This is a genomic window from Burkholderia sp. SIMBA_062, assembly GCF_046534765.1.
Taxonomy (GTDB): Bacteria; Pseudomonadota; Gammaproteobacteria; order Burkholderiales; family Burkholderiaceae; genus Burkholderia; species Burkholderia ambifaria.
In genome coordinates, this window is sequence record NZ_JAWRYD010000012.1 from 198,916 (window position 1) to 218,926 (window position 20,011).

Below are 20,011 nucleotides of genomic sequence, written 5' to 3' on the forward strand. Positions count from 1 at the left end.
GTTCTGCGACACTTGCGAAATTTGATGGACAGCGTTTCGGCCATCGCACCGGTAAGTGCCACGAAGAAATCCCTCGCTCACGGCAAGGAATGCTGTTACCCGTTCATCTATCTGCATTTGCCTTGGCTCTCCAGCAAAAAGGGGGCTCTCCGACGAAACGTTTGAACACCGTAGTGAAATGAGCTTGCGAACGGAAGCCGCAACCCAGTGCAACATCGAGCAAGCCGTGGCGCGATTCGAGCAACAGTTGCTGTGCGCGTTCGATGCGCCGCCGCATCAGATACTCGTGCGGCCGCAATCCGGTGGCTCGACGAAATTGGGCGGCAAAGTGCATCCGCGTCAGCCCGACACTTTGTGCCATGTCGGCGAGCCCGATCGAGTCGGCGAGGTGCGCTTCGACGAACTCGACCACGCGCCGCATGCGCCACGACGGCAGCGCAGCCGCACCGCGCACCTCGCTCCTGTTCGTCGCGAAGTGGCTGGCCACGATACGCGACACGATTGCAAGGCTGACGCTGTCGGCGAAAACCTTGCCCAACGCCGCGTCCTGCGTGTGAGACACGGCCAGTGCCTGACCGAGTCGCTCAAGCGCAGGATCCCGGATGAGACGCGGGTCGTCGATGACGATGTCGGCCGAAGGAGCGCGATTGAACAGGTCGGCATAGCATTCGGCCAGTACTGCTTGCGACGCGAACAAATGCAGCACGTCACTCGGTGCGTCAAACACCGCGCGGCACGCGACGCCCGGCGCCGTGACTTGCGCAGCGCCCGCCGTCAACCGTCCCTGGACGAGAGTGCGCCCCGCGTGGGTAAAAGTCAGCACCGTACATTTGAGGTTGATGCCGATGCAGTGCCAATTCTCGCTGCAATCGTTCGCCACCTCGAGCGTCTCGGTGCCATTGCGCGTCCAGCGCGAAAGCGCGATGTCCATATCGCGACCGGCCCCAGGCTCGCGCCAGGTCGTTTCGGCAGCGATAGGGCTCGACACGCGCGCGTCGGCAAGCGCGTTGAAATCGGCGGCGGTCCTGGAAGGACTCGATGACAAAAAAATCATGGTTAGCTACCTGACGGAAACATGAAACGTTGCGCACGACCTGCGCGGTGAATACAAGGTATCGAAACGAACAACGTCGCACCAGCCGTACAAAGGGTTGCTCGAACTTATCGATGGGTGAGGTCGGTCATATCGAGGTTTAATTCACGAATCAAGGCTCGCATCCCGCACCACGCCTTGTCGGCATGGCGACGAATGATCGCCCTCACGCCCCGGGCCTCAGCGAGAACGATCAATCGCGCCTGAAGAAAGACTTGCGGCGGACGCGGCAACGTCATCGCCGATACGCGCTCCTGCCAGGAACCGCTGGCCTCGACTATACGAAGGTATTAACAGGTATGCGAAATCGGTCGGTCCTTTCCCACCATCACTGCACGATTCGATGGATTTTGGTCTTGGCCATGCGCTCGTCGATATTGGGTTATGCATCGCTAATACCTCGCATAAGCAGGGGGGTGCGTATCGTTGACGCGCGGCAAACACGTCAGCCGATGCAGTCGTTGTCCAGTGAGCCCATTGTGACGATCGGGCTTGACGCCATTCGAACATCCGGATGACAAAACTGAAATCAACGGTGCTGCTATACAGGAGGATGAGACTGAAGTTCCCATCGGGTATCCGCACATCCAAACGTACGATGGCGCGCGAGCGAGCATCCCGCTATCTTTTTATCGCGAGACAGCAGCCTGGTGCGCGTGATCGTCCATCCCGGACCCTGCTGTCGGTCAGTCGACACTCCCCCAGAAGGCGAGGTATGAATGGACACGCTACTGAGCATGCGAATCTTCTCGCGCGTGGTGGAAACAGGCAGTTTCAGCGCGGCTGCCGTTCAGATGGAGTACAGCAAGGCATGCGTGTCGCGTGCGGTCTCGATGCTCGAGAACCGGCTGCATACGCGGCTGCTGAATCGCACCACACGCAGCCTGTCATTGACGGAGTCCGGGCAGCGCTATTACGCCAGATGCAAGCGGGTTCTCGTCGATCTCGACGACGCGGAAGCGGAGGCCGTCGGGGCCTATTCACGGCCGCACGGCACATTACACGTCCATTGCTCGCCCGAGCTCGGACTCCGACGCGTCACGCAATGTCTCGTCGAATATCAACGTCAGCACCCGAGCGTCAAGGTTCATGTGACATTCATACCCGGCACCGCACATCTCATTAAAGACCGCGTCGATGTGTCAATCGTGCCCACGGCTTCACTGCCCGATTCCGGGAACGTGAGCCGGATAATCGGCCAGATCGAGCATGTGCTGGTCGCGGAACCGAGGTATCTCCGGACATGCCGAATCGATACGTTCGACCAGGTGGTCGCGCATGCGCTGACGCCCGTGCCGACGCGCGTTTCGACGTCCAAACACCAAGCGAGACTCAACATCGTCAAGCTTGCATCGACGAACCAAGAGGGACCCATCGTCATCGACGATGTAGATGCCACGCGCTTCGCCGTTCTTGCGGGTGCCGGCGTCGCCGCGCTGCCGCTGCACTGCGTGATCGACGACATTCGCCAAGGCTCGCTCGTGCGCCTGTTCCCCGAACAGCGACTGGAGCGCACTCCCGTGTACGTGCTTTACGCATCGCGTCGCCACGTCGACGCGAAAATCCGAACATTCGTCGATTTCGTGGTGGCGCACATGGTCGACACTCTTCAGGCGCCAAGGTGCCACACTGTCCCAGGAGTGGCGGGACTTGCCTCTCGCTCGGAACACCCCGCTTGCGCAGGCTGACATGCGCGGGGAGAAGAGGGAAGACGCCTTCGCGACCGCTCGCCGAAGGCGTCCGATACATCAAGCAAAACCACCGTTGGCGTAAAGAATCTGACCGTTGATCCACTGGCCGTCCTCGCCGACGAGAAACGCTACCGCCCGGGCAATATCGTCCGGCTCGCCGAGCCGCTCGAGCGGTGCAAGGTGCGCGAGCCGCTCGATCTGCTCGTCCGTCTTTCCTTTCAGGAACAACTCGGTCGCGACAGGCCCAGGTGCGACCGCGTTGACAGTAATCCCCCGTCCGCGCATCTCGTTCGCCAGCACTCTCACCAGTCCGTCGCCGCCCGCCTTCGACGCGATGTACGCGCCGTAGTTGGGGAAAGACTTCGCGACGACACTGCTGGAACAGACGACGATACGGCCGCCGGCGCCCAGATGCGACACGGCATGCGCCATGACCAGGTAGCTGCCGCGCAGATTGACCCGAATCGTCCTGTCGAATACGTCCAGACCGTCCGGGCCGATAGGCGCAAGCGGCATGATGCCCGCGCAATGGACGACCACATCGAGCCGTCCGAACGCATTCAGCGTACGTTCATAGAGTGCGGCGACGTCGTCCACCGCGCTGATATCGCCCTTGACCGCGATTGCCTGACCGCCTCGGCTGGTGATCTCCGAGATGAGCGTGTCCATCTCGGCGGCATTTCCAGCGTAGTTGCCCACGATCGCAAATCCGTCGGCCGCGAGGCGCAATGCGACCGCCTTGCCGATGCCACCCGACGCTCCGGTGACAAGCGCAACTTTCACTACTTCCGACATATTTGGCTCCTTTCGGTTGATGTGACGCACCGGCACAGCCCGATGCCCGCACCAATATGCAGTTGCCACCGATCCGCTCTTTTTCGATTCGCACGTTTATTGAGCCAGAGCAGCCACAACGCACTTGAGCGAAGAAGCCTAGAGACGCGCGGTCGGTCGGTTCGCACCGTGGCGACATGCCCGAATGCCGCGCCCACGCAACGATTCGCAGCCGCCCGTTCTCAGGAAATTATGGTTTTGTATAATCGCCGCACCTTTCCCGCGACGCCTTCGTCCGCGACACCCAGCGGTGCTCGACCTCGCTTCACACGTATTCGAACTCGCCCCATGAACGGATCAAACGGAAAGTCGACGAGCCGGTCGACACGGAATGCTTCGAACCCGTCGTCGAGCCCTGCGACGCAAGCGCGCGTCGAAGCGGATTCGCTGTTTCGCGACGCGCCCATACCGATTCTTATAGAAGACTGGTCCGGCATCAAAGCGTGGGTCGACTCGCTCAAGGCATGTGGCGTGACGGATCTGGAAGCCTACGTCGACGCCCATCCGCAAGTCATCGACGAGCTGCGCGAGCTGCACGCCTTCATTGACGCAAACGGCGCCGCGCTCGCACTTTTCGACGCTGAATCGAAGGAGCTGTTTTTCGAACAATCGCGGAAGCTGCTTCCGGCGAATCGCATCAGTAACTCGCAGGTACTGCGCGCGATGTTCGACGGGCGGGCGTTTTGCCAGGGCGAACGCCTGCTATCGACCCTCACCGGCAGGAAAGTGCCTATTGTGTGGCGGTGTTCGCTGCCGGCCGACCCGGCACAGTATCGTCGTCTGCATTTCTATGCATTCGACGTGACCGAGCACAAGGAAAACAGCGAGCGCTTGCAGGCGTTGCGCGCGCAAATGGCCCGAACCGCAAGAGTGTCGATGGTCGGGCAGCTCGTTGCATCGATTACTCACGAAATCGGTCAGCCGCTCGGCGCGGTCCGGACCGCGCTGGACGCAGCCGCTCGCTGGATGGACCGGCCCGAGCCAAATATCGATGAAGCATTGGCCGCATTCCGATACGCGGCACGTTGGACGGACGACATTGCGGCCATCTGCCAGCGTCTGCGCGGGTTTCTCGTCGGTGCGCCGGTCGAGGCGACCGACGTCGATTGCGCGGAAATCGTGCAATCCGCGATGCTGTTGGTTGCATCGGAGGCGAATGCGCATTCAATCGCCGTCGCAACGGATATCGAGCCGGGAATACGCGCGTATGCTGATCGCATTCAGCTTCAACAAGTGCTGACCAACCTGTTGATAAACGGTATCCATGCGATCTCGGCAGCCAATCTCGCCGATCGCGCGCCCGAACTGGCGGTGCGCGTGCGCCGCTACGACAATATGCAGACACTGTTCGAAGTCTCCGATTCGGGCAGTGGCATCGCGGCGGCCCAGCCGGACTCGATATTTCAACCTCTTTCCAGCACGAAGAGCGACGGAATGGGGATGGGTCTTCCGATCTCGAAGTCAATCGTGGAGGCTCACGGCGGTACGATATGGATCGGGCAAACCAGTAAACAAGGCACGACTTTCTGCTTCACCGTCCCGCGCTGTCCAGGGGCCTTCGGTACCAGTAATCCGCGTGCATCTGCGCCCGAAGGTGGCCAGGCCGCATGAGACGATCTCGGAACGATGCCGACAAAGCGTTTGCACACAGCCTTACGGCGGGCACCTTGGCCACGGTTGTGCTTGCCAACGCTGTCGAGTTTTTCGACTACTTCTGTTACGCGGTCTTCGCCGCATTCATTGCCGATGCGTTCTTCCCGCACGCATCGGCTGCCTATGGCCGAATGTTGTCGCTTGGCACGTTCGCGGCCGGGTTCCTCTCCCGCCCGATCGGCGCACTGGTGATCGGCCTCCATGCAGACACCGCCGGACGCAAGCCAGCGTTACTACTCACCGCGGCACTCGTCACCGCAGGTTCGGTTGGGGTTGCGTTAACGCCCAGCTATGCGACCCTGGGCATTGGCGCTCCGATCGCCGTACTCATCTGCCGGATCCTGCAGGGCTTTGCGATCGGTGGGGAAATGGGATCGTCGGGAGCGTTGCTGATCGAGCGCTGTCCACCCGAGCGCAAAGGCGTCTACGCAGGATGGCTGATGGCGGGCCAGGGACTTGCATTGGTCGCAGCTGGCAGTTGCGGTATCGCAATATTCAACCTTCTTACGATCACGCAAATTCAGCATTGGGGCTGGCGCATACCATTCGCGCTAGCGGGTATGCTCATTCCCGTTCAACTCTATTTGCGCCGCCAGATCGACGAGACTTGGCGGGTGCCGCGCGATGGGCGCGCTGTGCGTACTACGTTGGTCGGGTATAGGCAGCAGTGGCTCATCGCGATTGCATTGATCTTCGGCGGCACTGTACCGACCTATGTTGCGACCTACGCGACCACGGTCGGCGTAGCCGGTCCACCACCGACTGCATACGCCGCTTTTGTGACGACGGTGGCTGTCGGCGCGGTCACGCTGAGTCTGTCGCTGGCTGGCGGCTGGCTCGCGGATCGAACCGGGCGATTGAGAACCATCGGCCTGTCGCGTGCCTTGACCATGCTGGCCGTACTACCGGCATTCCAATACGCGGCGATCCATCCGCAACCCCTCGTATTACGCTGCGTGGTCGCGCTACTCGCCGGTTTGTCTGCCATCGCTGGTGCACCGAGCATTGTTGTTATCCTCGAAATGTTCCCGATGCAAGGCCGCGCCGTCGCGATGTCGGTCGTGTATGCCACCGGTGTCGCACTGTTTGGCGGTACAGCCCCGTTCGTGGTTGCTTCGGTTGATGCGTGGACGGGCCTGCATTCCGCTGCCGGCTGGTATGTCTGCGTGTCTGCCGCGATTACGCTGATTGCTGTTCTTCAGGTTCGCACCGCCCGTAGCGCGAGCGCATAACATCTAGCCGCCGGTCCGCAAGCCCGCGGAGACGGCGGCACATGTGCATGGTATCGATGCCGTGCAAATCGGAAATGGCGCTGCCTTTCCGGACAGCGCCGGTTCGGTCGGCGCGTCACACTCCTTTCCGTCATCCAGCGCGAGGCATCGCGGTGCGGCGTCCACGACGCCGTACCGCCGCCATCCTCATTGATCTTACGGAAAGGATCGAACCATGTCGCATCACCTCGACTCCCCGCTCGCCCGCCAGGACATCCGTCTCGACATCACCGACCTGTATTGCTTTCGAGGCCAGACCGGGACCGTATTCGTCATCAACGTTTGCCATTCGATTGCCGGCGACGTACCGACGCCTGGTTACCACCCCGAAGGGTTGTATGAATTCAAGATCGACCTCGATCAGGACTCAATCGAGGACGTGACCTATCGCATCACGTTTAACGAGCGGGAAGCCAGCGGAAAACAACATTTCGTCGTGCGCCGCATCGTCGGCACTTCGGCTGCGGATCCGCATGCGGCCAGCGACGTGGTTGCGCAAGGCGACACCGATGAGACGATTACGACGCCGTCCGGCCTGCGAGTGTGGGCCGGACGCGCAGGGGATCCGTTCTGGATCGAACCAGATGTCCTTCATGCGGTCGGTCACGCGTTCCAGGACGGCCAGCCGCTCGATCTGGGCACGTGGCAACCTCGTGATGCGCGCAACCTGTTTGCCGGTCACACCGTGTATTCGATCGTTCTCGAAGTGCCTGACGCGGAATTGCTCGCCACGGCAAACGGTAACCGGAAAATCGGCGTGTGGGCGGTCGCGACACTCGCCACCGACAGTGGCGGCTGGCGACCGATCAATCGCGTCGGGCTCCCGATGATTCATCCGCTCTTCACTCAGTTCAACGAGGATCTCGGCGACCGGCTGAACGCTGGCCGCCCGGCCGACGACTTCGAAACCTACGGCGCCACGCTCATCAAGGCGGTCGCGGGCGCGGTGAGAGCCAACGGAACAGCCGAAGACCCGGACGGCTATGCAGCAGCCGTCGCACACCGACTGCTTCCGAACGTACTGCCGTACACGGTCGGCACGCCGGCCGTATTCGGCTTCTCGCAATGGAACGGGCGGTCCATGACCGATAACGCACCGGATGTGATGTTCTCGATCGCCGCAAATACGCCGATCAGTCTCGGAATCGGGAAAGAGTCCGTCACATCGAAGCCGTCCTCGACGTTCCCGTACGTGCCCAAGGTTTGAATCGACTCGGCGGTGTGCGGTGGCGCCGACGCTCTCCGGTAGCCAATGACCGCCCGGCGTCGGCGGCCCCGATTCTCCCCTCATTCTTGACGAGGCTTCCATGTCCGCGAGCCATGACATTCGTCGTTTCTCAAACCACCGGACCGCAACCGTTTCATGGGTTGCGGTCGGCATGTTCATCGTTCTTCTTCACGTCGTTGGCTGGGGTACGTTGGTCGCGTTTATCGTTCCGCACCACCTCAGCGTCGACTCCCGCGCCTTCGGCATCGGCGCCGGGATCACTGCGTACTCGCTGGGCATGCGGCACGCGTTCGACGCCGACCACATCGCGGCGATAGACAATACCACGCGCAAACTGATCGGTGAAGGCCAGCGGGCATCGAGCGTGGGGTTCTGGTTCTCGTTCGGCCATTCGAGCGTCGTGTTCGGACTCGCCCTCTTCATCGCACTCGGCATGCATTCTCTATCGGCGCATGTACTCGACGCCGGCTCGCCGCTGCGCATGCTGACGAGCACCGTTGGCGCGATCGTTTCCAGCGTCTTCCTTTATTCGATAGCGGCGTTGAACATCGCTTCGTTTTACGATCTTTGCACAGCATTTCGAAGCATGCGGAGCGGGAGGTTCGATGAAGCGCAACTCGAACGATGCCTCGGCTCGCGCGGCCTGATCAGCCGGCTTCTCGCGCCGTTGATGCGCATCGTTCGCAAACCCCGTCAGATGTATTTCGTCGGCGTCCTGTTCGGGCTCGGATTCGATACCGCAACCGAAATCGCGCTCCTGGTGCTGACCGGTGCGGGCGCCGCCTCGGGCCTCCCGTGGTACGCGATCCTCTGTCTGCCCGTCCTCTTCGCTGCGGGCATGCTGCTGTTCGACACGATCGACGGCTCGTTCATGACGCTTGCATACGGATGGGCGCTCACGCACCCCATTCGCAAAATCTACTACAACCTCGTCGTCACGGGCCTCTCGATCGGCTTCGCGCTCATCATCGGAACGATCGAGATGCTGGGTCTGCTCGACAACGTCTTCCATATCCGCGTCGCGTCAGGTACGTGGCTGCCAGCACTCGACCTCAACCATATGGGTTTCGCGATCGTCGCCCTATTCGCCGCAACATGGGCGGTGTCCGTCGCGATATGGAAGTTCGGACGAATCGAACAGCACTGGGCACGCGGCGGCGACGCATGATTCTTCACCCGTTTGATGTTCACTCACCACAAAGGAAATCCATCATGAGCAAGGTCATACTCGTCACCGGCGCGTCTAGTGGTTTTGGCAGACTGACGGCAGAGGCACTCGCACATGCCGGCCACGTCGTCTACGCGTCGATGCGCGATACGGCAGGGCGGAACGCCGCCGTAACCGAACAGATGAGCGCACTTGCGCACACGGCAAGCATCGATCTGCGCACGCTTGAACTCGACGTGCAATCCGACGCGTCCGTCGAACGCGCAATCACGACCGTTCTGGAGCAGGCCGGCGGCGTCGATGTGCTGATCCACAACGCCGGGCACATGGCCTTCGGCCCGGCCGAAGCGTTTACGCCCGAGCAGTATGCGCAGCTTTACGACATTAACGTGGTCAGTACCCAGCGGGTGAACAGGGCAGTCCTTCCGCACTTCCGGGAGCGTCAGCAAGGATTGCTGGTGTGGGTATCGAGCAGCAGCGCCGCGGGCGGCACACCGCCCTATCTCGCACCGTATTTTGGTGCGAAGGCGGCAATGGATGCGATTGCCGTGTTGTACGCACGCGAGTTGTCGCGCTGGGGAATCGAGACGTCAATCATCGTCCCTGGCGCATTTACGCAGGGCACGAATCATTTCGCTCACGCCGGAGCCCCGGCGGACACGGCTCGCGCGGCCGAATACGACGCCGGCCCTTACAAGAACTTCGGGCACGAAGTCCAAGAGGCATTCGCCGCGATCGTACCGCCCGACGCCCATGCGGATCTCGTCGCCGATGCGATCGTGGACGTAGTCGCGAAGCCTGCGGGCAAGCGCCCGTTCCGCGTGCATGTCGATCCGACCGAAGACGGCGCGAACGTGGGCTTCGCCGTGCTCGACCGGCTGCGCGCCGAGATGTTGCATCGCGTCGGACTGTCCGACCTTCTTGCGCCGCACCTCCGCACATCGCCGTGAGCCGGCGTCCTGAATCGATTTAACTGCGTCGTTGTAACGGCGTAGCAATGTGTCATCTCGATACCGACATCTTCCCGCCAACGTCCGGGCCCGACGTGCGACGAACCTTCGTTCGCAGTGGCCCGGCATACACTCCAGGAGCATGACATGATCCAACCTTCCGAAAAGGTAGCCCTCGTTACCGGTTCTTCGCGCGGGATCGGCGCGGAAATCGCGATTCGTCTCGCACGCGACGGCTTCAAGGTCGTCGTGAACTATGCCAGCAACGCGGCGCCGGCCGAGGAAGTCGCCGCAACGATTCGCGAGAGCGGCGGCGACGCGTTGCTCGTCAAGGCCGACATCGCCGATCCGGCCGCGACCATTGCGATGTTCGACGCGACGGAGAAGGCTTTTGGCCGCGTGGACGTCGTCGTCAACAGCGCAGGCGTCATGAATCAGGCGAAGATCGCAGACTTCGACGATGCGACTTTTGACCGAACGGTTGCGATCAACTTCAAGGGTGCGTTCAATGTATCGCGCGAGGCCGCTCGTCGTGTTCGCGACGGCGGCCGGATCATGAACTTGACGACAAGCGTTACCGGTGTGCGCTTGCCGACGTATGCCGTCTATATCGCGACGAAATGCGCGGTGGAGGGGCTGACTCAGGTGCTCGCCCAGGAACTACGCGGACGAGGCATCAGCGTCAATGCCGTGGCACCCGGCCCCGTGGCCACCGAGCTATTCCTCGCCGGCAAGAGCGCGGAGCTCATCGATCGAATGGCGAAGATGAATCCGCTCGAACGATTGGGGCAGCCGTCGGACATCTCGGCCGTCGTCGCGTTTCTGGCCAGCCCGGAAGGCGCGTGGATCAACGGCCAGGTCGTTCGTGCAAACGGCGGCATGTGCTGAATCCACAGTCCGGGACGGCGTTCATCGCGCACGGCGCATCGATGCCGATCCCGGACTGTATATCGCGAAGGCGCCTTCATCTGAAGGCGCCTTCGCCTCGCTGGCTCGATTCGATGCATGCCCACTGATAGTCGGGCGGAACAGCCAACGTAGATTGGTCGTTCCACTCCGGAATCCATTCAACGCACCCAACCCTCCGTCTTCATGATTGCGGCTCCCCGATCACTGGTCAGGAAATCGAGGAACTGTCTTGCTTCCGGATCGGCATCCGGGGCGAGCGCAACATTGACGTCTCTCCAGATCGCCCTGTTCGCGGGCAAGCTGACGTAATCCGCTTTGTCGGCATGTGTAATCGGCCAGTCGGGCCACGTGATCCACGCATCCGCGTCCTTTTCGACGAACATCCTGAAGCTCGGCCCGCTGCCCGTGCCGAATCCGACGATGTTCCGCCGGAACCGCCTCACGTCGTCGAGGCGTCCCATGCGGCCGGCGATGTCCTCCCACGTACCCGTGCCGGACGTATTCGCCACGCCCGCGCCTTTGGTGACGACGATACGTACGCCATCCGCGAGCAGATCGTCAAAGCCGCGGATGTGTTTCGGATTGCCCTTCTTCACGGCAATGACAGCTGGACGAATATAGATCGGCGCGACGTCACTCCATTGAAACACCGTGTAGGTTTCCAGCAGGCCGGCCATATCTTCTTCCGACGTCCCCCACAGAATATCGGCGTCGGCTTGCGCTTTGCGGCTCCACATCGGCTCCGGCCCGCCCGTCACCTCCACTTTGATACCGGTTTCGTCAGTGAAGACCTTTGCAACCTTCTGGAACGCGGTATCCGGGCCGCCGGCTCCGTACAAACGCACGATGCCGTCTCGCGCGTCACGCCGTATCGTCGGATCGACGGTTTCATGAGCGAACGCGCCGCACGATACCATTAGGGTTACGAATGATATAGCCGTCTTCTTTTTCAAGGAGCTGAACATGATGGGTCCATTTATGTGAGTTGCTTCAGAAATTGCACGCGGTTTCGATGCGTTTCGAATCGCTCTACAACGCAAGAATCGTTCGCACGGCCTGCATTTCGTCCATGAGCTCCACGATCGATGCGTCGATACGGGCACGCGCGAACGCGTCGACTTTAAGATCCGGGACGATACGATAGTGACCTTCGCTGCAAATCGTCTGCATGCCGAACATCAGGCCGCGGGGAATGCCGTATTCGCCGTCCGACACGATGCTCATCGACACCCACCGGCCGTCGCTTCCGCGAATCCAGTCGCGCATCTGGTCGATCGCTGCATTGGCCGCCGACGCCGCAGACGATGCACCGCGCGCTTCGATGATTGCGGTGCCGCGGCGGGCGACTTCGGGAATGAACGTCTCGACATGCCACCGTTCGTCGCCGACCCGCAGCGGGGCGGGCTGTTGGTCGATCAGCGCATGACGATAGTCCGGAAACATGGTCGGCGAATGATTGCCCCAAACCGCCATGCGGGTGACGGCATCCACCGCTACGCCGCATCGGGCGGCCAGCTTCGATACGGCGCGATTGTGGTCGAGACGGATCATCGCGGTAATGGCATCCGCCGGCAGGTCGGGAGCGTAGTAGCGTGCCACCCACGCGTTGGTGTTGGCCGGGTTACCGACGACGAGTACCTTGACCTGCCTGTTCGCCACTTCATTGAGCGCATAGCCCTGGGCACGGAAGATGGCGGCGTTCGCGGCCAGCAGATCGCGCCGTTCCATGCCTTTTCCGCGCGGACGCGAGCCGACGAGCATCACGTAATCGGCGTCGCGAAACGCAACGCGCGGATCATCGCTGATTTCGACCGACTGCAGCAACGGGAATGCACAGTCTTCCAGTTCCATGACTACGCCGCGCAGCGCGTCGAGCGCGTGCGGCAGTTCCAGGAGTTGAAGGATCACGGGTTGATCGTCGCCGAGCAGATCGCCGCGGGCGATCCGGAACAACAACGAATAGGCAATTTGACCGGCCGCCCCGGTCACGGCCACACGGCGTGCTGATTTGGACATGCTGCATCTCCTTCGAAGGTTCGGTGATGGTCATGGCATCGCTCCACGCCGGCCGGCCGCTTAGTGCACGTGCGGTCGGTGGGAGCGCGTTCAACGATTCGTTCAGGCGGTGGCGGGTCGTGCCCGGCCGACGAGGCAGGGGGCGTGGAACAGTTCGCCGCGGGCGAGGCCGCGCAGCGTGCGGGACAGCACGGTCAACCACAGCCCGCCGAGCAGCGCCGCGAGCGCAATCCCGAGCGCGGCAAACGCGGCAAAGCCGGTGGTTCGATAGAGACTGAGCGTCACGACGGTGTAGACGCCGAGCGGGAATGTAAATCCCCACCATCCGAGATTGAACGGCAGCCCGTCGCGGGAATACTTCAGTGTGAACAGCATCGCCATGGCCAGCCACCAGAGGCCCACGCCCCAGAGCAGCAAAGCGCCGATCAAGCCGATGTCGCGCGCGACAATTGCTGTAGCCTGGAACGGCGTCCCGGCAAATGCATCCGGTGCGACGTGGCCGAGCGCGAGCAAGCCCAGCGCGCCGGTGCCGATCGGCCCGAGCGTCAGCCAGCTGGACGGGCCGAGATCACGATGCGGAAGCTTGTGGATCACCAGCCGGAAGAAGACGACCGTGAGTACGGTAAAGGCGAGCGGCACCGATACGGCCCACAGTACGTAACCAGCGGCCACCAGGAAGCGCGCGGTCTGTGCGTCGACATGCGGCGCGAGCACGGCGGCGCTCGACGCAGCCACTTCAGGCGCGACGATCGGCAGCAGCAGCACGGCGGTGATGCGCTCGAGCGCGTGATCCTGTGCGGTGAACATCATGTACGGCACACCGACGGCGACGGCCACTGCCAGCACCGCATCCACACACCACAAGCCGTACGCCAGTTGGCTCGCAGCCCCGCCTCCGTGCGGGCCGGCAAAGAGCACCAGGCCGTTGATGACGGGTGCGAGCCCCATCGGCACCGCGCCGAGGAACATCGACTGCAGCGGATGATGCAACATCGGGCGAATCGTCTCCGGATAGAAGATCCAGCGCGCCAACAGCATGCCGGCAAACAAGACGTAAAGCACGCTATCGGCCATCCACAACGTGTGGGCCAACGTCATCTGCCCTGCAAAGTGCCACGGCAATCCGGCGATGACGAGAAATACGATTCCGTTGCCCATCGTCATCGCGAACCAGTTCGGTGTGAATTGCCGAATCTTGTCCCCGAGATTTTGTCGGCTATGGGCTGCCGTCGTGCTAGGCATTGTCGATTTCATCGCTGTTCTCTCGGAAGGGAGGGGGTATCGACAATGTAGGTGTGTGTGAGCCATACGAAAAATACATGCTTCGCATACATCACATACCTTTTACTTATGGATCCCGCTCACGATGCCTTCCCGCAAGTGCCCCCGGCGGGTGGTTGCGCCCCAACGCACGTTCGCGCCTTGACGCGGCCCAAGTCCGGCGCCCGGTCCGCCGGAGGAACCCGACGTGCCGCTATCGGCTGCCTGCCATGCTTTCGAAGACACCGTCGCGCCGGATCCATGCGTGCACGAGCGCAGCGGCAAGGTGACCAAGGATCAGCAGGAAAAACGCATACGCGAGCAGCCCGTGCAGCCGACGCAGCTGACCGTAGACGACGATATCGTGCGGCAGGATCGGAAACAGCTCGACGCCTTTCCACATCACGATCGGATAACCGCCGGCGGACTGCATCGCCCAACCGATGAGCGGCATTGCAATCATCAACGCGTAAAGCAGGTAATGCGACAGCTTCGCTACTATGGTCTGCCATAGTGGAATGTCGGACGGCAACGGTGGTGGCCGGTGCGTCAAACGCACGCCAAGTCGGATCACCGCCAGTAACAGGATCGCGATACCGAGCGGCCGATGCAACGCAAGCAATTGCGGATAACGCGCACTAACGGTCGATACCATGCCGGCTCCGACGAATAGCATCGCGATGATCAGCACCGCCATCAGCCAGTGCAGCGCACGGGCCGGCACGGAAAAGGTCGGGTTTCGGCTCGTCATTTCGCGGCTCCATGATCGTGTTCGAGAGTGATGGCATCCGGGCGCGGCCCTTCCACTGCACGTCGATAGAACGACACCGAGTAGGCTGCGGAGCGCGCGGGCAAAAGCGGATCGTCGGATGGTGCGATGCCTTTCGGCAACATCAGCGGATCGTAATTGAAGTCGCGGCAATGTCCGTCCGCTTCCGTCGCAATTGCATCGAAGACGAGCGTACCGGCGTCGACCCGTCGATGTGGTCCATCCCACGCGATCGTTGCGTTATCGGTGCGATCCGCCGAATTGGCTTGCACGAGCACAAGGTGCCACTTCACCGGCCCCTCATGGACGCGTTCGAGCAGATCGTCGAAGAGGAAGTTTGCTGGCAGTGCAGCAGCCGTACGCTTGTCCAATGCCGTGAACGGCTGCTCCGGCTCGAATTGCCAGCGCACCGATCGTGTTGCGCCTTGCGAGTCGATGAAGCGAAACGCGTTGATGCTGTAGTACGTGCCGTTTGCAAAGCCGGAGGACATTGGCGTCTTCTCCAGATAATCGAAGAAGCGCTGGGTCTCCGGATGCGTTGAGAGGAACGCCTTCATCGTGCCGGGATCAGGCTGTCCCGTAGCACGAACCGGGGTCGATGCGATCTGCAGTGCGACGAAATCGGCCGGATTCGACACGACGAAGATTGGCGTTTGATCGAGCGCCATTCGCCACTCTTCACCGTCGGCCAGCGCGAATCGCATGCCGAGTCCACGAAATATCTGATCGCTGTCCGCACCAGTCGGCACGCTTCCTCCGGTATTGAAGCGACCTGTTACAGGCACCGAGCCGACGCGGAAAAGCGCTGCCGACGACAGTGCGCTACCCGCACCGTTCGAATCGAAGTGCCCCGCGACACAAATGCCTTTTGTATGGGCTCGGCGAAACCCGGGGAATACCTTGCCGGTATTGGACTGCAGTGAATCGATCAGCTCAGCGCCGCTCAACCGGGCGGGCGTAAGCCAACCTCCAGTCCACGCGAATGCCAAAGCTGATGAGAATACGATAAGCGCAATGGCGGTTATCGCAAGAAACGGGGGGCGGGAAGGGCCGGGAGACGACATTGAATATGCTCCTGGGTCGATCGAGTAGATGGCCGCGACGCATTCGCGTCTCGACACCGCTACCGCAACAGTTGCGAAGCAGGCGAAGCGACTATGTCAGGAAATATCCGGAATCCATTTGGCGTTCGCACGGCCGATTGCAGATCGACACGCGCGGCTCGACCATACTGGTGGGGAGTAGCCGAACGCCGCTAGACCCATGAGCGTGCATTTTTGAAGCGCGGCGATCCATCGCGAAACGCTTTGTAGTCGATTCGAATCAAGCTTCGCCAATGATGCAAATGCACTGCGCATAGCGGCTCAATCTAGCGCAGCCCGGATTCGAAGTGCACCTCTGCGTACCTGACATAGGAGCCAGTCCGATGAAATCGATGAACGCGATCCCGTTTCGCGTAGCCTGTCTGACCGCCATAGTCGCGTGCGCGACCGGCTTCGGCCATATGACACAAAAGCTGCCTCTTACCGATACGATGACCGAGGTTGAAACGGATCTGGTAACGCCGCTGGAGCAGATCTCGACCGACGGTCGACTCGCATGCATGATCGCCGGCAACAACGATTCAACGCATCGGAGGATAGCTCCGAATCGATCGGGTCCCGTACGGGTTGCTCCGTCACGAAATCCGGTCCCCGTCGTCTCTCGCCGACAGGAACCGTTTCACCATTTTCCCGGTTACAAGACGACCGTCGATGACGCGAAGGACTGGACGTAGGAGCCACCTCATCGACAGGTCGCCCCCTCTCTGCACATGCGTCCAGGTACGGACGGCGATCTCGTCGTCATCCCGAACATCGGTCTCTTCCCGACCGTCTCGAAAGACGAACCGAGCGCAACAGAATCTGTAGAACGGTATTACTTCGTTCTATCCAATAATCAGGTGTGCGTTTTCGAAAATCATTGTCAGGGGAGTGTCGGACACTGCGCTGCCCCCGACGAAGGCTGAACTACCGCCATGTCGGGGTTGTCGTTGTCTGCGTCGTCTAGATGACCCTCGCGCGTGATTTCCGCGTCGGTCCATCGACCAAGGCTTCCCCCCACACACCGAGACCGGTAATGACCATCGTCTCGGCACTGTTTAACAGAGAGGAAGAAATGCGCCATTTCAAACTTGCAGCATTGGCACTCGTCCCGGTGTTCGTTGTCACCACCACCGCGTTCGCTCAAAGCACGCCATCAGTTCCGGCCTCGTCTGCAACGACGATCAGCAAGAAACAAGCGCGCCGGGCAAACTGGCACATCGAAACACAAGTCCGCAAGGCGTTGACACGGACGCAAGGACTCGCCACCTCGGACATCCGTGTAGTTGCACGCGGAAACACCGTTACCCTCGACGGCACGGTTCCCGAACAGAACCAGGTTCAGCTTGCACAGAATGCAGCACAGGTCGCGGTCCCGGCGAAATCCATCGTCAACAACTTGTCCGTAAAGGAAGCCGGGCACTGAACCGTTGGTCCGCTCAACCGCTCTCATTACACCGAATGGGCAAGTCAAACCTGCGACGGTTCGCGCCGACGATCAACAGGTAATGCGACGGCTGAGCGCCTTCACGTGCCGCCGCTCACCGTCCCGCTGCGATTGCTGAGGGTGCCCATGCGGCCCGTCGGTCTGCCACCTCGTATCGCACCAACGCTGACCCGCCGCACGCCGAGCTTCTTGAAATCTACGGTCTGCGTGTCGGGGCTGACGAGGATGACGTTGACGGGCGTGGGCGAAACCGCCTTCACGACGGCGTCGATATCATCCGGTTTGGCGGCGCCAGCGCCGGAAGCGCGTTGGCGCCCGCCTGCGAATATGCCCCCAGCCGTGTCAGCGACCATCGCGCAATTTCAGGTATGGTGTTCCCGGCCAAACCGCAGTGGCAAGAAAAGATCGGCTCGCCGCAGTTCGCAGAGACTCGTAGCAATATCGCTGCTGAATAGCGGGGCGTAACTACCAGACAGGCAGAGTAAAAATCGGTGAGAATCGCCCCATTTGCTTCAACCCCGACCGGCATGCTCCCATTCCAGTCACTGAGTTCAGCCCCATGAAGAGAACTGCGCGTCCACCCCGTGTATTTGCCCGACGCAAAGGCGTCGTGTCAGCAGTTCCGACCGTGTTGCCGACACACGTCGCTAGCGCGATCAACTTGGCTCTGAGTGCCGCATTGTGGATTGCCGTCAGCAGCGCGCTGCTATATAGCCAAGGCCGGGCATATCGAGACGCCTACTTGATCACCTATGGTGTGGATGCAGAGCTGTTGCCGTGGGATCGAGGGGCGCTTTCGTATTGGGGCATGGTTAGGGGTACAGGGCTTCTTTGAGAGCGTCCTCGTTCCGACCGTCGCAATTTCCATGTGGTTCGTACTCGTATGGATGGTTAGAGAGTGGCTATTGAATCGGTACGGCTCCCGGACAACTTCACGCGCCCCGACCAGCGAGCCACGATCGATCCCATTCGTGATCTGGGGCTGCTTCGGCATGGCTGCCGCCACGGTGTTTGTGGGGGTCGTATTGCTCGGCTTCCAATGGATTCAGTACAAAGCTGAAAGGCGGGGCGAGGACGACGCGCAGCGCCAGATGCGCATGATCAATAATTGCGTACGATCGAGCTTCAATTCGTCGGACTTCCGGCCGGTGCACGTTGAGCGCGCGATCGCCGGTGGACGCGAGATATACGACGGCTTCATTGCGACCTGCACCGACAAACGGTGTGCCTTGTACGACCCACTGCAGCACCGCACGCAGGTTGTTCCGCTCGACCAGGTTATCCGCTTCGATACAGTGCGGCCCGAGCAGGTGTATTGGCAAAGGCCGTCGGACGTGCCCCCCAAGTGATCACTGGCATGGAGCGCGGCGAAGTGGCCGCTTATGCAAATCTGAGGGTCATCGCCGAAAGTTCTTGGACCTGAAAAAAGGCCGGAGCTGTGGGGTCGAGACGGCCCCCTCCCTCCAGACTCTCAAGCCAATATCCAGCGATGATGCGCTGCAGCTGCACCCCTTTTTGAAATATCGAAATAGCATGCTGTATCGTTATCGCTTGACCAGCGATGACGCGACTACCCGAGGACGCATTCTCAATTTGAAATTCCGCGCCATCCTGCGCGTTTCGATGGTTCCCCTCGTGGAAAAAGAACATTTCCGGCTGATCGAGGGGGGCAAATTCAACGCTCGAATCGTCCTTTCCGATCCGCCCCGAATCGGACACGCGCTCCGCAGGTAGATATCCCACAACGGCAACGTGGCACAGTTTTGCCAACGTCGACAATTGAGGAGCGTCGATTTTGCCGGACAGGTAAGGAATCTGAGCCGACAATCCGGAAAATGCAGCACAGACAAGCGCCTCGCGGCGCTGCCCTTGATTTTCCAGTCGTTCGATCCATTCCGGAACGACGGACGGAGGCAAAACGGTCATGGCGCGATAAAAGAGTTCGGGGCAATCCAGATCCGTCCACTGAGCCCGCCAAAGCCGGTCGAGTGCGACCGCGCCCTCGAGCCGGAGCAGCGCCATGAACGCCGCAGACCTTACTGCACGGTCTTGATGCTCGAGCAGAATCGTCATGTCGCCCGCAAAGCGCTTCAATCCGAACTGGCGAACCGTATTGGCAATCGCGGTCACGACCGCCGATGCCGAATCCCGCGGCGTGGAAGCAATGACGGCATCAGCCTCTTCGGGCGTTGCTGCGGCGTTCAGTCGGCATATGACGTCGAAATCGTTATCGAGCCCGGCGAGCCTGAATTCACCGATCCGATACCAGGCAGGCCCGATCCATTTTGCGATCTTTTCCATCAATGGATAGCGCGGCACCTGATCGTCCAACCATGTCCGATATTCTTCGAGCCGCCCCCGATCGCCTCCTGCGAACGCAACGATACCCGCTGCAAACAACATCCCCGGCGTGGCCCCTTGAGTGTCGATGCAATTTCTGATGCATCGCCACGCGGTCGCTTCGCGCAATGTCAGACCTCTCAAGTGACCGAGCAGGCGCTTGTCCATTCGAACGAAATCGTCGAGCGTAAAATCGGACAAGAGTGAAGCCCGCTCACGGACGCGGTCCAGATGCACGATTTCCTCGAGGTGTTCCGTACAGAAACGCTCGGAAAACAGTTCGTTGCTGTCCGACATGGC

Annotated in this window: 19 protein-coding genes; 10 read left to right on the top strand and 9 right to left on the bottom strand. The window is 60.9% G+C overall.

Translation table 11 applies throughout. The features are described 5' to 3' along the window. Positions 1-103: 103 nt before the first annotated feature. The gene (locus SB786_RS15885) at positions 104-1,054 is read right to left on the bottom strand and encodes a helix-turn-helix domain-containing protein (RefSeq protein ID WP_410728262.1); all 951 of its coding nucleotides are present in this window, start codon (positions 1,052-1,054) and stop codon (positions 104-106) included. Positions 1,055-1,812: 758 nt separating this feature from the next. Between SB786_RS15885 and SB786_RS15890 the strand changes: the two genes are divergently transcribed. Further along, the gene (locus SB786_RS15890) at positions 1,813-2,781 is read left to right on the top strand and encodes a LysR family transcriptional regulator (protein WP_410728263.1); all 969 of its coding nucleotides are present in this window, start codon (positions 1,813-1,815) and stop codon (positions 2,779-2,781) included. Between the two features lie 60 nt (positions 2,782-2,841). On the opposite strand, the gene SB786_RS15895 is transcribed toward SB786_RS15890, so the two are convergent. After that, positions 2,842-3,579: an SDR family oxidoreductase gene (locus SB786_RS15895; protein WP_410728264.1), complete on the bottom strand. Its 738-nt coding sequence runs from the start codon at positions 3,577-3,579 to the stop codon at positions 2,842-2,844. A gap of 327 nt (positions 3,580-3,906) precedes the next feature. On the opposite strand from SB786_RS15895, the gene SB786_RS15900 reads away from it, so the two are divergent. The 6 genes from SB786_RS15900 (at position 3,907) to SB786_RS15925 (ending at position 10,776) form a co-directional block, all read left to right on the top strand. Beyond that, positions 3,907-5,229 carry a sensor histidine kinase gene (locus SB786_RS15900; RefSeq protein WP_410728265.1) on the top strand — a complete coding sequence of 441 codons (1,323 nt, stop codon included), beginning with the start codon at positions 3,907-3,909 and terminating at the stop codon, positions 5,227-5,229. After that, positions 5,226-6,503, top strand: coding sequence for an MFS transporter (locus SB786_RS15905; protein ID WP_410728266.1), 1,278 nt, complete (start codon positions 5,226-5,228; stop codon positions 6,501-6,503). Before SB786_RS15900 ends, SB786_RS15905 begins: the two co-directional genes overlap by 4 nt. Before the next feature lie 214 nt (positions 6,504-6,717). After that, on the top strand, positions 6,718-7,749 hold the full coding sequence (locus SB786_RS15910) for a DUF4331 family protein (protein ID WP_410728267.1): 1,032 nt from the start codon (positions 6,718-6,720) through the stop codon (positions 7,747-7,749). A 100-nt stretch (positions 7,750-7,849) separates the two neighbouring features. Continuing rightward, positions 7,850-8,938: a HoxN/HupN/NixA family nickel/cobalt transporter gene (locus tag SB786_RS15915; protein ID WP_410728268.1), complete on the top strand. Its 1,089-nt coding sequence runs from the start codon at positions 7,850-7,852 to the stop codon at positions 8,936-8,938. Positions 8,939-8,982: 44 nt separating this feature from the next. Then, a complete protein-coding gene (locus SB786_RS15920) occupies positions 8,983-9,888 on the top strand; it encodes an SDR family oxidoreductase (protein WP_410728269.1) in 906 nt (301 codons plus the stop codon). Between the two features lie 147 nt (positions 9,889-10,035). Then, entirely contained in the window at positions 10,036-10,776 is a 741-nt protein-coding gene (locus SB786_RS15925) for an SDR family oxidoreductase (protein ID WP_104013264.1), read from the top strand. A gap of 179 nt (positions 10,777-10,955) precedes the next feature. On the opposite strand, the gene SB786_RS15930 is transcribed toward SB786_RS15925, so the two are convergent. From SB786_RS15930 to SB786_RS15950, 5 genes are all read right to left on the bottom strand, one after another. Beyond that, positions 10,956-11,762: an extracellular solute-binding protein gene (locus SB786_RS15930; protein ID WP_410728270.1), complete on the bottom strand. Its 807-nt coding sequence runs from the start codon at positions 11,760-11,762 to the stop codon at positions 10,956-10,958. A gap of 64 nt (positions 11,763-11,826) precedes the next feature. Beyond that, positions 11,827-12,813 carry a malate dehydrogenase gene (locus tag SB786_RS15935; RefSeq protein WP_410728271.1) on the bottom strand — a complete coding sequence of 329 codons (987 nt, stop codon included), beginning with the start codon at positions 12,811-12,813 and terminating at the stop codon, positions 11,827-11,829. A 102-nt stretch (positions 12,814-12,915) separates the two neighbouring features. Continuing rightward, entirely contained in the window at positions 12,916-14,067 is a 1,152-nt protein-coding gene (locus tag SB786_RS15940) for a TDT family transporter (protein ID WP_410728272.1), read from the bottom strand. Between the two features lie 220 nt (positions 14,068-14,287). After that, positions 14,288-14,824 (bottom strand): cytochrome b, encoded by a 537-nt coding sequence (locus SB786_RS15945; RefSeq protein ID WP_104013267.1) that lies wholly within the window; start codon positions 14,822-14,824, stop codon positions 14,288-14,290. After that, positions 14,821-15,906, bottom strand: a complete 1,086-nt coding sequence (locus SB786_RS15950; protein ID WP_395130322.1) for a catalase family peroxidase — start codon at positions 15,904-15,906, stop codon at positions 14,821-14,823. The genes SB786_RS15945 and SB786_RS15950 overlap by 4 nt, the downstream gene beginning before the upstream one ends. A gap of 362 nt (positions 15,907-16,268) precedes the next feature. Between SB786_RS15950 and SB786_RS15955 the strand changes: the two genes are divergently transcribed. Together SB786_RS15955 and SB786_RS15960 are read left to right on the top strand one after the other, a co-directional pair. Continuing rightward, positions 16,269-16,619, top strand: a complete 351-nt coding sequence (locus SB786_RS15955; protein WP_410728273.1) for a hypothetical protein — start codon at positions 16,269-16,271, stop codon at positions 16,617-16,619. A 341-nt stretch (positions 16,620-16,960) separates the two neighbouring features. Beyond that, the gene (locus tag SB786_RS15960; RefSeq protein WP_410728274.1) at positions 16,961-17,350 is read left to right on the top strand and encodes a BON domain-containing protein; all 390 of its coding nucleotides are present in this window, start codon (positions 16,961-16,963) and stop codon (positions 17,348-17,350) included. A gap of 101 nt (positions 17,351-17,451) precedes the next feature. On the opposite strand, the gene SB786_RS15965 is transcribed toward SB786_RS15960, so the two are convergent. Continuing rightward, the gene (locus SB786_RS15965) at positions 17,452-17,724 is read right to left on the bottom strand and encodes a hypothetical protein (RefSeq protein ID WP_410728275.1); all 273 of its coding nucleotides are present in this window, start codon (positions 17,722-17,724) and stop codon (positions 17,452-17,454) included. Between the two features lie 618 nt (positions 17,725-18,342). On the opposite strand from SB786_RS15965, the gene SB786_RS15970 reads away from it, so the two are divergent. Further along, the gene (locus SB786_RS15970) at positions 18,343-18,720 is read left to right on the top strand and encodes a hypothetical protein (protein WP_410728276.1); all 378 of its coding nucleotides are present in this window, start codon (positions 18,343-18,345) and stop codon (positions 18,718-18,720) included. A gap of 31 nt (positions 18,721-18,751) precedes the next feature. Here SB786_RS15970 and SB786_RS15975 read toward each other — a convergent pair whose 3' ends face one another. After that, on the bottom strand, positions 18,752-20,008 hold the full coding sequence (locus tag SB786_RS15975) for a hypothetical protein (RefSeq protein ID WP_410728277.1): 1,257 nt from the start codon (positions 20,006-20,008) through the stop codon (positions 18,752-18,754). Positions 20,009-20,011 lie beyond the last annotated feature (3 nt).

Bases quoted from the DNA above. Each gene is read 5' to 3' on its own strand.
- SB786_RS15885 (WP_410728262.1), bottom strand. From the start codon at position 1,054: ATGATTTTTTTGTCATCGAGTCCTTCCAGGACCGCCGCCGATTTCAAC.
- SB786_RS15890 (WP_410728263.1), top strand. From the start codon at position 1,813: ATGGACACGCTACTGAGCATGCGAATCTTCTCGCGCGTGGTGGAAACA.
- SB786_RS15895 (WP_410728264.1), bottom strand. From the start codon at position 3,579: ATGTCGGAAGTAGTGAAAGTTGCGCTTGTCACCGGAGCGTCGGGTGGC.
- SB786_RS15900 (WP_410728265.1), top strand. From the start codon at position 3,907: ATGAACGGATCAAACGGAAAGTCGACGAGCCGGTCGACACGGAATGCT.
- SB786_RS15905 (WP_410728266.1), top strand. From the start codon at position 5,226: ATGAGACGATCTCGGAACGATGCCGACAAAGCGTTTGCACACAGCCTT.
- SB786_RS15910 (WP_410728267.1), top strand. From the start codon at position 6,718: ATGTCGCATCACCTCGACTCCCCGCTCGCCCGCCAGGACATCCGTCTC.
- SB786_RS15915 (WP_410728268.1), top strand. From the start codon at position 7,850: ATGTCCGCGAGCCATGACATTCGTCGTTTCTCAAACCACCGGACCGCA.
- SB786_RS15920 (WP_410728269.1), top strand. From the start codon at position 8,983: ATGAGCAAGGTCATACTCGTCACCGGCGCGTCTAGTGGTTTTGGCAGA.
- SB786_RS15925 (WP_104013264.1), top strand. From the start codon at position 10,036: ATGATCCAACCTTCCGAAAAGGTAGCCCTCGTTACCGGTTCTTCGCGC.
- SB786_RS15930 (WP_410728270.1), bottom strand. From the start codon at position 11,762: ATGTTCAGCTCCTTGAAAAAGAAGACGGCTATATCATTCGTAACCCTA.
- SB786_RS15935 (WP_410728271.1), bottom strand. From the start codon at position 12,813: ATGTCCAAATCAGCACGCCGTGTGGCCGTGACCGGGGCGGCCGGTCAA.
- SB786_RS15940 (WP_410728272.1), bottom strand. From the start codon at position 14,067: ATGAAATCGACAATGCCTAGCACGACGGCAGCCCATAGCCGACAAAAT.
- SB786_RS15945 (WP_104013267.1), bottom strand. From the start codon at position 14,824: ATGACGAGCCGAAACCCGACCTTTTCCGTGCCGGCCCGTGCGCTGCAC.
- SB786_RS15950 (WP_395130322.1), bottom strand. From the start codon at position 15,906: ATGTCGTCTCCCGGCCCTTCCCGCCCCCCGTTTCTTGCGATAACCGCC.
- SB786_RS15955 (WP_410728273.1), top strand. From the start codon at position 16,269: ATGAAATCGATGAACGCGATCCCGTTTCGCGTAGCCTGTCTGACCGCC.
- SB786_RS15960 (WP_410728274.1), top strand. From the start codon at position 16,961: ATGACCATCGTCTCGGCACTGTTTAACAGAGAGGAAGAAATGCGCCAT.
- SB786_RS15965 (WP_410728275.1), bottom strand. From the start codon at position 17,724: ATGGTCGCTGACACGGCTGGGGGCATATTCGCAGGCGGGCGCCAACGC.
- SB786_RS15975 (WP_410728277.1), bottom strand. From the start codon at position 20,008: ATGTCGGACAGCAACGAACTGTTTTCCGAGCGTTTCTGTACGGAACAC.